A 12,171-nucleotide genomic window follows, 5' to 3' on the forward strand; every position below is an offset into this window, starting at 1 on the left:
TTTCGCATCCGCTGAATACTACATTGGTCAGTTAAACAGGTTTCAATGATTCTTTGAAAGATGCCTATATCTACCTGACATCTAACTGACGACTATAAATGAACAGATAACTCAACTTAACAGACAATGATTAATAGGGATTTAGCATGATTATATTGATAACAGGTGCAAGTGCAGGGTTTGGCGCAGCTTTAGCTAAAAAACTGGTTAAAAAAGGTCATAAAGTTGTCGGCTGTGCTCGTCGCATTGGGAAACTTGAATCAATGCAACAAGCATTGGGAGATAACTTTTTTCCTTTGCAAATGGATGTTTCGGATACCGCATCTATTAAAAAAGCACTGCAATCGCTACCTGCAAGCCATCAGAAAATTGAGGTTCTGGTTAACAATGCTGGGCTTGCACTTGGTACTGAGCCAGCCTATAAGGCAGATGTAGATGATTGGATGAGAATGGTTGACACGAATGTAAAAGGGTTGATAGCGCTCACTCACGCCGTACTTCCTGCAATGGTTGAGCGTAATGAAGGCTATATTATCAATTTAGGCTCTATTGCGGGTAGCTGGCCATATTTTGGCGGAAATGTTTATGGTGCTACCAAAGCGTTTGTGAAGCAGTTCAGTCTAAACTTGCGGGCAGACTTGCTTGGTACTAAAGTACGAGTGACCAATCTTGAACCGGGTAACGTTGGGGGCACTGAGTTCTCTTCTGTGCGCTATCATGGTGATAATGAAAAAGCAGCTAAAGTTTACGAGGGCTTTGAAACCATGAGTGCTGAGGATATTGCAGATATTTTACTATGGCTTATTGAGTCGCCATCTCATGTGAATGTCAACTTCTTGGAAGTCATGCCCGTTGCGCAAACTTATAACGGACTCACTATTGCCAAAGAAGATAAAGGGTAACCTTAGGCATAATCAGATGTCATGCTTCTCTCAAGACTAGCTAATGTCATATAAGCGCAGTAGAACTGGTGGAAATTTTCTCAGGTTATTTGTTGTGATAACCCCTTGCTCATTAACTTTTTTCTCAGTGATCAAGCGCAAAGATTTAAAGTCTAAAATCATTACCTCATGACGATACCGCTCTGAGGTGCGCTTATTATGCTTTATTGCAAATGCTTTAACATTATCACTCTTCACAGTAAATTGATTCACAATGATGGATCCACAACCTTCCTGTTGCTTGTGACCCACTAACTTGACTGTACGGTGAGCTTGCTCTATAGCAACGTAGGGGCTAAGTGTCGATATAATGAGTTTTTCTTGACGAACCGAAGCGGGAATATTGCTGCCACAGAACAATACCTGACCTTTTGGCAAGCGCTGAGTATGGCGCATCAGCTCGTGGCGCAGCAAGTCTGGCATATCTGCATTGAAAACATCTTCAGTTTGACGATAAAATGCGCTGAAACTGCGTTGAATATATCTGCCAAAAACAGTGAAATTTACCCAATGCTGATAGACATCATTATCTTGTAATAGGTCGCTAAATTCTTTGAAACCTAAACCGTCATGACTGTTATTATCTTCAATACCCTCGACAGCTGCAAGCAGTAGCTCACTAGGCGTGGCAAAAACTTGCGCCTGCACACTTATAGGATACAAACTCTCATCCAGTTTGGGCAGTTGCGGAGGCTGACTGCTCGTTTGACGATTGAATATGGATAACATCAGTATTGCGGGGTATGACTAGCCGACTTTTCATGCGCTAAAATCTTATCACGCTCTTCGGCTGTCCAAGCAACTTTTGTAGTAGCGTCTTTATTGAACTGAACCATAACAGCTTCTAATGTAGCAACAATGGTTTGCTGAGCCTGACTAAAATAGCTGTATTCTACAACCAAACTGGTAGTGCCAAGCTTTTTGGTACGCACCCCAATGAGCAGCGTATCAGGATAAACAACTGGGGCTAAATAATCACAGCTTGAGTGGGCGAGAATAATGGTTATGTCGTTATCAAACATACCGAGTTGGGCTAAATAGTTTATACGAGCAGTCTCTGCGTAACGATAATAAACGACATTATTAACATGATTAAAGGCATCCATGTCATTCCATATAACCTCTTGTTCAAACACGCTCGCAAATCCCTGTAAGGCGTCAGGTTTATTAGTATCTTTCATCGTTCATCCTACTGTGATTCTTAATATAGTGAGTGGTTCTAATTATTGATGTGATTTTAGCGCAACCACACCACGCCAAACCTCTTCATCAAATAAACTATCAATACGGACATATTCTAAATCTAAAGCCATCAAAGTATCACTAAGACGCTGACCAAAAGTTAAATAGCGAAAATCTGTTAGACTGTATTGCGGTACATCACTCTGTAATTCATCGATTAACCAACGCCAATTAGTAAAGGCTTCACCACTACTAATCAATACGATACTTTTGCCTTGGTTAGTATGTCTATTTTTATCACTAGAGAAGTGAACAATTTTCGGCACTATAGCCTTAAACTTAGACTTTAAATTTTGGGGACATTGACGCTGATACCATGCAATGGCATCCACTCGCACACCATTATCCTGTAAGTGACTTACTAACAAACGTCGACCCCCGCGGCCACGCCAAATCAACACATGATGACCCTGACTAAGTTTTGCCAACTCAGGCATACGCATCATACCTTCATTGCTTGACTCCTCTGGACAGTGCACATCCCACCCTGCTTTTTGTAACACGGTAGCCGTCGCTTGTCCCACTGCAATAACCGCACAATTTGGAACAAACCCTTTTGGACACGAGGCCAAACCTAATCGAGCCGCACTTGGACTGACTACGACCATTGCTTGATAGTGATGAGTCGAGGTAAAAATCTGCTGGTAATGTTGCTCGCCTTCACTGATAGCAAGCGCTTTTAGTTCAAGCAATGGCAACTCTAGTACCTTCAAGCCACGAGCTTGCATCGCTTTTGTCAGACTCTCTGCTCGATTTGCTGGACGCGTATTGATAAATATCATTACAACATCCTTAGTTATATAAGTTATATACTCTTAGTTCTATATGCTTGGTTCTATAGACTGAGTAATAGGTACAAACTATGTGATGGATACAATATAAGTTATAGGTACAATATAAGTTAAACGCTTTTATTAGCTGCATAGATAGCCTGTAATATTTTATCTGCCCCTAACTCGAGCAACTGTTTCGCCACATCTATGCCGAGTTGTTGGGCTTGCACCTCTCTATCCGCTTGATTGCCGATTAATGCAATACGTTTATCTGCCTTAATAAGCGTTTGTCCATCTTCTGAACCCACTCTACCACGCAACCATAACGACTTACTATGTTGCGAGGCTCCAGCCGCTTCATCAGTATCAATAACCGCGAATGCAGCGATAGGCACCTGACAGCCGCCTTCAAGATGACGATTGAGGGCACGTTCTGCCATTAAACGTATGCGGGCTTGACCATCATTCAGCGGTTTTAATAGTTTTAATACAGCCTCATCATCACTGCGACATTCAATAGCCAAAGCGCCCTGCCCAACGGCTGGTAGGCAAATTTCAATATCCAACTCTTCTCGGATGCGGTCACTTAGCTCAACGCGCTGTAACCCACTGGTTGCCAAAATAATAGCATCATATTCACCGGCATCCAGCTTACTGAGACGAGTTTGTACGTTGCCTCGTAACGATTTAATAACTAGGTCGGGTCGATACGCTTTTAGCTGACATTGTCGACGTAGGCTAGCAGTACCGACTACAGCACCTTGTGGAAGATCATCTAATTTTTCATAACTGTTTGAAACAAACGCATCTGTTGGGGCAGCACGTTTACAATAGACACCCAACATCAGACCTTCTGGTAATACCATTGGAACATCTTTTAATGAATGAACAGCAATATCAGCCCGTTTATCATAAAGTGCTTGTTCAAGCTCTTTAACAAATAACCCCTTACCGCCAATTTTAGCGAGTGGGGTATCTAAAATTTTATCGCCTTTCGTTACCATAGTAACTAGATTAACACTTAAATCGGGGTATAAAGACTCGAGCCTCGATTTAATATGTTCTGCTTGCCACATGGCTAATGGGCTTTTTCGAGTCGCTATATTAAGTGTATTTGGCGTCGTATGTTTAGGAGGTGTGGTCATATAGTTTTTATACTTAGATATTGATATTAAGGTAATTGGAAAAACACCCTTATTTAATATTTAATCATAAATAAGGACGTTTTACAGTGAGCATATGTATATTGCTGAACCTGCTAAATGTATTGTTATAGTCGATCAGATGACCAGTGCTTACATATTTTGAATCTTTTCACGTAATACAGGCACATGGCGCCTGCTGACAGCTAGTTTTTCATCGATTCCTTTGAAGCAGACTTGATACTGTCCTGAATCCACGGTTTCTAATAGCTCTAGATAATCAAGATTAATCAATGCATTGCGATGGATACGAAATAAGTTATCTGCAAATTCTTGCTCTAACTCTTTTAGCGTCTCATCAATTAAAACAATACCATCTTTGTGGCGAACTTTAACGTACTTTTGATCGGCAGAAAAATAGTAAATATCATTCAGGGCAATTAGCTCCACACCTCGATGCGTACGTGCTGAGATGTGCTGGCGAGCTGGGCGGGCTGTTGGATCGCTTAATTTGCGTAACTCATTTAATTGGGCAATATTTAGGTGGCTGGCTTTCGTCAATGACTTTAATAGTTCATCTTTATTGGCAGGCTTTAGTAAATAACCGATGGCATGCGCTTTGAAAGCAGCAATAGCATAATGATCATATGCCGTAACAAAAATAATAGCTGGCGGGTGCTCAAATTTATTCAACTCTTCTGCACAGCTCACACCATCCATTTCTGGCATTCGAATGTCGAGTAACAGAACATCTGGCTGATGCGTTTTTACAGCTTTTAATGCTTCTAGCCCCGTACCAGCTTGTGCAACAACTTCGTGCCCTGCATCGGTCAAAATCCTTATTAACCTCGCTCTTGCTAAGGCTTCATCATCACAGACCACTAACCTCATTGCTCACTCCTTAAATTTTATTTTTATAACTGATCTTTTTATATAATTTTATTCATCACTATGCTGTGAATTAAATAAAAGCCACAGTCTTAGCTGACCAGTGCATCGTGCAATTTATAACAAATAGTACTGATAACTTCATGAGTTTTGCATTTCATCGTAATGTTAGCTGATTCACCAAAGTGCGCTTGTAAATAATTTTCTTGAACCCGAAAATTAATTCGATTGGCAACGTCATAATGATCAATCAAAACATTTTTTGATGTTGTCGCTGATACCTGAATATTAACAATATGATTTTCCCACTTAATCTCAATACAGATGTATACGGGTTCTGTAGTTGCCTCTACCACATGCAGAACTGTCTGCTCTAACACGGTTTGCAAAGTTAATGATGTTATACTCATATCATAGAGGATGTCTTCATCAGGCAGATCCCACTTTACCGTTAGCTTATCTTGTAAACGATAGCTCTCTATGGCTAAATAATGCCGACAAATCTCTAGCTCTTCCTCTAAACTGCTTTCAGTTGGCTCATCAAAAGTAGTCCGCATTAAATGCGAGACATGCTGCAACATATCGTTGGCTTCATCTCTATCGGTTTCAATCAATGACGACAAGGTATTTAATGTATTAAATAAAAAATGCGGTGCCAGTCGAGCTTGAATGTGTTGATTAAGTCTATCTAGCTTTTGCTCAAAAGATAAATGTAAAGCTTGAAGAGCTTTGTAGTTACGCCAATAGTAGACTAAGATAACACTTGTACTCATTATTACAAAAATTTCAAACAACAAAATGTCGAGAAGCAATCCTTTAATGGTTAGCGAATAAAAGCCTAAGAGCTTAGCTAAAAACAAAACGGTTATAATAGCGCATGCTCCAGTAAACATCATTGTCGCTATTAGTTTGCTACATGCCACGAAAAGTTTTTGCGTTTTTAAAGTCTCTCGCTGTGAATCGATTAAATAAAGTGCGGGTACGGTTGTCAGTATAATTGAAAACAAATGCAATACGTAAAAGCCCCACAAAGTCTGCCAATTAATGGTCTCATACCAACTGACCATTCCTAGCCCATGAATTTGGCAAGTTACTTTTAATCCAACAATGAAAAGTGTTAAACCAGCGATATATAAGATAACTTCAAGAAGCGTAAAACAATTACTAAACCTTGGGACAAAAAACTCCAATCGCTCAGCTAGCATGGCAACCTCGTCCTTTGCTATACTGGCATTGTTATATTTTTGACGGGATTTAGTTTTATATGATTGCCACCACTTACTCACAAAACAATTACCTTCAATAATAGATTCAAAACCTTACTCCCTTAATATAGGCTCTTCCATATGAATAATAACAATACCTCTGCTGATTCTACCACATCTGATGCTACTCAGCAGGGCAAAACACAGCAAATGTGGGGTGGTCGCTTTAGTGAAGCCACGGATAGCTTTGTTGCAGCCTTTACTGCATCCGTAGGATTTGACCGACGTTTTGCCAAGCATGATATTGCAGGATCCATTGCACATGCGACCATGCTTGGGCGCTGTAATATATTAACGAATGACGAAGTCAGTACTATTATTGAGGGACTACTAAAAGTCCAAAAAGAGATTGATGACGGGCAGTTCGAGTGGTCAGTTTCACTTGAAGATGTTCATATGAATATCGAGTCTCGCTTAACTGATTTGATTGGTACTGTTGGGAAAAAATTACATACAGGACGCAGCCGTAACGACCAAGTGGCTACTGATATTCGTTTATGGTTACGAGAAGAAACCGATAACATCATCGAACTGTTGGTACGCCTGCAGTCAGGCTTATTAGATTTAGCTGAGCAGAACACCAACACCATTATGCCAGGATTCACTCATCTGCAAACTGCACAGCCTGTTAGCTTTGGGCATCATGTCATGGCTTGGTTTGAGATGCTAAATCGTGATACTGAGCGTCTAATAGATGCGCGACGCCGTATAAATCAGATGCCACTTGGCAGTGCTGCACTTGCTGGTACAACCTTTCCTATTGATCGCACTATAACTGCCGAGCTATTAGATTTTGAAGGTATCTGCCAAAACTCACTAGATGCTGTGTCTGATAGAGACTTTGCCATTGAATTTACCTCAGCGGCTGCTATCCTTATGATGCATTTATCACGCATGAGTGAAGAGATTATCTTATGGATGTCAGCACAATTTGACTTTGTACAAATACCAGATAGATTCTGTACTGGATCTTCTATTATGCCCCAGAAGAAGAATCCAGATGTACCTGAGCTTGTTCGTGGTAAAGCAGCTCGTGTGTTTGGTCAGCTTACAACCCTGCTTACCTTGATGAAAAACCAGCCATTGGCATATAACAAAGACAATCAAGAGGACAAAGAGCCATTATTTGATTGTGTTGACACCTTAACAGGGTCGTTACTTGCCTTTGGGGATATGTTACCTAATATAATTCCTAATAAGGGTAATATGCGCGCTGCCACCATGAAAGGCTATGCCACGGCAACCGATTTAGCTGATTACTTAGTGCGCCAAGGCGTAGCGTTTCGTGATGCCCATGAAGTTGTGGGAAATGCGGTGGCTCTGGGTATAAAAGAGGGCGTTGATCTGAGCGAATTATCACTCGAACAACTACAACAATTTAGTAGTGCTATTGGTGATGATGTTTTTGATTACCTTACCTTAGAAGGCTCGCTTGCCGCACGTAACCATCTTGGCGGCACAGCACCAAACCAAGTATTAAATGCTGTAGGTCGTGGACGTCAACGCTTAGATAAATTTAGAAACTATAAATAATAAAATAGTTATCTTAAAAGAAATTAACGATTTGCTATATAAAAAAGGATAATAAAATGACCGCTACTTTTGATCCAAAATCTAATATGGTATTTTGCCGAAAATATCAGCAAAACTTGCCAAAAATGCAAAAGCCTCCCTTTCCAAATAAATTAGGTGAGGAACTTCAAAACACGGTATCCAAAAAGGCATGGGATGAATGGCTTGAGCATCAAACTATGTTAATTAATGAGAACCATCTCAGTATGATAGATCCTGAAGCTAAGATATTTCTTAAAGAGCAAAGAGAGAAGTTTTTAGACAATACTGATTATGAGCGCCCCCAAGGCTGGACTCCTGTAAATAAATAATACGGCTTAGTTTTATTCACTACCAACAATATGAGTCAGTATGAATTAGAAAAGGCTTGTTAGTATAATTACTAACAAGCCTTTTCTAATTCATACCAATTGCAATATTCTTATCGCAAGCATTAATCGTCATCTTTGCGAGCGGCAATATTCTCAGAAGCTTGTTGAACTGCTTGCTCAACTGTTAAAAAATCGGTATGCCGGATATCTTTACCACTTGTACAATAAATGACTAACTCTCCAATATTGCGCGCATGATCGCCTACTCGCTCCAAAGCACGCAAAACCCACAAAATGTTAATGACTTTAGATACATGTCGACTGTCTTCCATAACATAGGTCATTAAAGATCGACTAGCAGACTGATACTCCAGATTAACCCCTTCATCACTTTGTAAAACGGATAATGCCTGCTCAGGATCCATTCTTCCAAACGCGTCTAAAGCATCCAGTAACATCAAACGCACTTGATTAGACAAGTGTTGAACTTCTGAATAACCTCTGGGTGCGGGTGCGGCACCATCTTTTATTAATTGACGCGCCATACGGGCAATTTTGGAAGCTTCATCACCGACACGCTCTAGATCAACCACTCCTTTTGCTAAGGCCATAACTAAGCGTAAGTCAATCGCAGTTGGCTGTCTCTTTGCCACCAATAAAATAATCAGTTCATCAATTTTTATTTCCATCTGATTAATCAGGGTATCGTCTTGAATTACCTTATTGGCTACCTCATCGTTGCTGTCTATTAAGGCATGAGTAGCCTTGGTAACTTGCTCACTAACCAAGCGACCCATTTCCATAAATAAATCGATTGAATGCTGTAAATCTTTATTATAACTTTTAGATGAGTGCTTTTCGCCAAGTATCATAGTCACTTTCCTTGATAATATTTTTATTATCTTGATAATGCACTTATTATTTATGTCTAATCCAAACTCATATATTTTTAATGTTTTATTATTGGCTACTGTAAAATAACAATGCCAGATTTGCACTTGTTTATGCAACTATCTGGCATTATTTACCACACACTAGTATAAGTTTGTATCAATAACCAGCAAACAACTAGCCATAACGACCAGTAATATAGTCCTCTGTCGCTTTTTGCGATGGATTAGTGAATACTTGATCAGTTTCGCCCATTTCAACCATATCACCCAAATACATATAAGCGGTATAATCAGATACACGGGCTGCTTGCTGCATGTTATGCGTTACGATTGCAATGGTGTAATCATGCTTTAAGTCTTCAATCAGATCTTCAATAGCACCTGTCGAGATTGGATCAAGCGCTGAGGTTGGCTCATCAAGTAATAATACCTCAGGCTTAGTGGCTACAGCACGTGCGATACATAAACGCTGCTGCTGCCCCCCTGATAATGATAACCCAGATGCTCTAAGCTTGTCTTTTACCTCAGGCCATAAAGCAGATTTTTTAAGCGCCCACTCTACCCGTTCCTCTAGATCTGATTTGCTTAACTTTTCATATAAGCGCACACCAAACGCAACATTATCGTAAATTGACATTGGAAATGGCGTTGGCTTTTGAAATACCATACCTATACGGGCACGCAGTAGGTTAACATCGACATCTTTTGCTAAAATATTTTTACCGTCAAGATTAATTTTACCCTCAGCACGCATACCAGGGTACAAGTCGTACATGCGATTAAAAGTGCGTAACAAAGTTGACTTACCACAACCAGATGGACCAATAAAAGCCGTGACATTTCTTTCAGGAATATCAATATTAATGTCTTTAAGCGCTTTAAAATTACCATAATAGAAATCTAAATCACGTATTTGCATTTTTGCTGGCGGCATATTAGCTGGCAAATCAGCAATTGTTTGCTTAGTAAACGTTGCAGTATCAGGTTGCTCTTGCTGATTACCCGTTTGCATCGGCTTTTCTAAAATGCTGGTATCGTTACCGGTATTTGCTTTAGTTTTTTCAGTCACTGGTTTTTTCTCTAACGTGTCAGTCATGACGGTACCCTTTAATATCTTTTTAAAAGTGATTATCTATAGTAAGAGTGCTAGTTTATTTATCGAGTTTTGTTTTTTTCTCTGCCGATAATACGAGCAATAATGTTCAGACCTAATACTGAAAAGGTAATTAACAAAGCGCCTGCCCATGCAATCATATTTTGAGTATCATCTGGTGCTGCAGCAAATTGATAAATGGTCATCGGTAAGTTGGCCATTGCACTACTCATATCCCAACTAAAGAATCGATTGTTCAATGCAGTAAATAGTAAAGGTGCAGTCTCACCTGTAATACGTGCGAAACCTAAAAGAATACCTGTGATTAGACCTGTCTTAGCAGCACTCATCGTAACAGAGGTTACTACCTTCCACTTAGGCGCACCTAGGGCATAGGAAGCTTCACGAAGCTGGTTGGGCACGAGATTAAGCATCGTTTCAGTACTACGCACCACAACGGGGATGATAATAAGTGATAATGCAACAGCACCTGCCCACCCCGAGAAGCTGCGATTATTTACCATTAATGTAAAAATAAACAAACCAATAACAATAGAAGGTGCTGATAGCAGGATATCGTTTATAAAGCGTGTCGCTTTGCCAAGCCATGAGCCTTGAGAAAACTCTGCTAAATAAATACCCGCTAATAAACCGACTGGTGCGCCTATAACTAGACCAGTACCAGCAATCATAAACGAGCCGACAATCGCATTTCGTAGACCACCAATTGAATTTGGGGGTGGTGTATCAGCGGTAAAGATAGGCATCGTAATCATAGCCTCCATACCGTTACGTAGTAGGTCAAACAAGATCCAACCTAGCCAGATTAAGCCAAACGCCATAGCACACATCGCAAAAACAAGACCGATGACATTGTACATTTTGCGTTTTGAATACAACGACTTATTCATACGTTGCTCAAAGCTGATTGAGCTTGCTGAATTCTTTGACACTGATGTTGAACCTAGATTTGTTGTCATAATATGTTTCCTGCCAAGTAACTATTATTATCTGCTATTCTCTGCCAATTATCCGAAAACCACTTACTAATACCCTATAAGTTAGTTACCCGCCTTTTTATCAATTCGTGACAACATTATTTTAGATATTGATAAAACAACAAAGGTTATAACAAATAGAATCAAGCCTAAATGCAGTAATGTGGCAACATGCATTTCACTTGAGGCTTCGGCAAATTCATTAGCAATGGATGATGTAATCGTTACCCCTGAGCCAAATAAATTAGAGTTAATATTATAGGTGTTACCAACCAAGAAAGTGACCGCCATTGTTTCACCGAGGGCACGGCCCAAGCCAAGGATAATACCGCCAACAACACCTGCCTTAGTGTATGGCAGAATAATTTTGTACATCACTTCCCAAGTGGTTGCGCCTGCACCGTATGCCGACTCTTTTAATAATTCTGGCACAACTGAAAAAACATCACGCATGGTTGCCGCAATAAACGGGATAATCATGATTGCTAAAATTAAAGAAGCAGTAAAGACACCAATCCCTAATGGCGGTCCACCAAACAGGCTGCCTATCATAGGTATAGGACCAAAATATTCAATTATGAATGGCTGAACGTATTTGGCAAATAGAGGGGCCAATACAAAAAAGCCCCACATCCCATAAATAATTGAAGGAATACCTGCTAAAAGCTCAATAGCAATACCCAGTGGCCTGCGTAGGAATGCAGGGCAAAGCTCTGTCAAGAAAATAGCAATACCAAAACTTACGGGCACAGCGATTAAAATCGCTATAACCGATGTGACTATCGTACCGTAAATAGGCGCTAAGGCACCATATTCATCATTTACTGTACTCCAATCTGAGCTGGTATAAAACCCAAAACCAAATTCTTTGATACTTGGCCAAGCACCAATAGCCAGCGATATCATGATACCGCCCAAAGATATCAATACTAGCCATGCAAAGAACTTTGTCAAGTTAACAAAAAAGAAGTCATTTCTTTTTTGTTTTGCTAGTTGAGCGTGTAAGTCAGACATTGTAACCCCAACGTATTTTTATTTTTAGGATAATACTTT

The 12,171-nt window shown here is 40.1% G+C and carries 13 protein-coding genes; 3 read left to right on the forward strand and 10 right to left on the reverse strand.

Annotation, left to right across the window (positions count from 1 at the left end):
• The first annotated feature begins 146 nt into the window (after positions 1–146).
• Positions 147–902: an SDR family NAD(P)-dependent oxidoreductase gene (locus tag AC2SLN_RS10615; protein WP_486549495.1), complete on the forward strand. Its 756-nt coding sequence runs from the start codon at positions 147–149 to the stop codon at positions 900–902.
• 36 nt (positions 903–938) lie between these two features.
• Here AC2SLN_RS10615 and AC2SLN_RS10620 read toward each other — a convergent pair whose 3' ends face one another.
• From AC2SLN_RS10620 to AC2SLN_RS10645, 6 genes are all read right to left on the reverse strand, one after another.
• Entirely contained in the window at positions 939–1,670 is a 732-nt protein-coding gene (locus AC2SLN_RS10620; RefSeq protein ID WP_486549494.1) for a hypothetical protein, read from the reverse strand.
• Positions 1,670–2,122, reverse strand: coding sequence for an acyl-CoA thioesterase (locus tag AC2SLN_RS10625; protein WP_486530243.1), 453 nt, complete (start codon positions 2,120–2,122; stop codon positions 1,670–1,672). The genes AC2SLN_RS10620 and AC2SLN_RS10625 overlap by 1 nt, the downstream gene beginning before the upstream one ends.
• Positions 2,123–2,164: 42 nt before the next feature.
• Positions 2,165–2,965, reverse strand: a complete 801-nt coding sequence (locus tag AC2SLN_RS10630; protein WP_486549493.1) for a uroporphyrinogen-III synthase — start codon at positions 2,963–2,965, stop codon at positions 2,165–2,167.
• Positions 2,966–3,084: 119 nt separating this feature from the next.
• Positions 3,085–4,101: a hydroxymethylbilane synthase gene (gene hemC, locus AC2SLN_RS10635; protein ID WP_486549492.1), complete on the reverse strand. Its 1,017-nt coding sequence runs from the start codon at positions 4,099–4,101 to the stop codon at positions 3,085–3,087.
• A 150-nt stretch (positions 4,102–4,251) separates the two neighbouring features.
• Entirely contained in the window at positions 4,252–4,989 is a 738-nt protein-coding gene (locus tag AC2SLN_RS10640; RefSeq protein WP_486530240.1) for a LytR/AlgR family response regulator transcription factor, read from the reverse strand.
• Positions 4,990–5,078: 89 nt separating this feature from the next.
• Entirely contained in the window at positions 5,079–6,272 is a 1,194-nt protein-coding gene (locus AC2SLN_RS10645; protein WP_486549491.1) for a histidine kinase, read from the reverse strand.
• 129 nt (positions 6,273–6,401) lie between these two features.
• On the opposite strand from AC2SLN_RS10645, the gene argH reads away from it, so the two are divergent.
• The gene (gene argH / locus AC2SLN_RS10650; RefSeq protein WP_486549502.1) at positions 6,402–7,784 is read left to right on the forward strand and encodes an argininosuccinate lyase; all 1,383 of its coding nucleotides are present in this window, start codon (positions 6,402–6,404) and stop codon (positions 7,782–7,784) included.
• 56 nt (positions 7,785–7,840) lie between these two features.
• The gene (locus AC2SLN_RS10655; protein WP_486549490.1) at positions 7,841–8,134 is read left to right on the forward strand and encodes an oxidative damage protection protein; all 294 of its coding nucleotides are present in this window, start codon (positions 7,841–7,843) and stop codon (positions 8,132–8,134) included.
• Positions 8,135–8,256: 122 nt separating this feature from the next.
• On the opposite strand, the gene phoU is transcribed toward AC2SLN_RS10655, so the two are convergent.
• The 4 genes from phoU to pstC all read right to left on the reverse strand — a co-directional run bounded on the left by phoU (position 8,257) and on the right by pstC (position 12,132).
• Positions 8,257–9,006, reverse strand: a complete 750-nt coding sequence (gene phoU / locus AC2SLN_RS10660) for a phosphate signaling complex protein PhoU (protein WP_486530237.1) — start codon at positions 9,004–9,006, stop codon at positions 8,257–8,259.
• Between the two features lie 196 nt (positions 9,007–9,202).
• Positions 9,203–10,123, reverse strand: coding sequence for a phosphate ABC transporter ATP-binding protein PstB (gene pstB / locus AC2SLN_RS10665; RefSeq protein ID WP_486549489.1), 921 nt, complete (start codon positions 10,121–10,123; stop codon positions 9,203–9,205).
• Positions 10,124–10,182: 59 nt separating this feature from the next.
• Positions 10,183–11,100 carry a phosphate ABC transporter permease PstA gene (gene pstA / locus AC2SLN_RS10670; RefSeq protein ID WP_486530235.1) on the reverse strand — a complete coding sequence of 306 codons (918 nt, stop codon included), beginning with the start codon at positions 11,098–11,100 and terminating at the stop codon, positions 10,183–10,185.
• Between the two features lie 81 nt (positions 11,101–11,181).
• Positions 11,182–12,132 carry a phosphate ABC transporter permease subunit PstC gene (gene pstC / locus AC2SLN_RS10675; protein ID WP_486549488.1) on the reverse strand — a complete coding sequence of 317 codons (951 nt, stop codon included), beginning with the start codon at positions 12,130–12,132 and terminating at the stop codon, positions 11,182–11,184.
• Between the last annotated feature and the right edge of the window lie 39 nt (positions 12,133–12,171).

This window comes from Psychrobacter sp. CX90 (assembly GCF_057396305.2).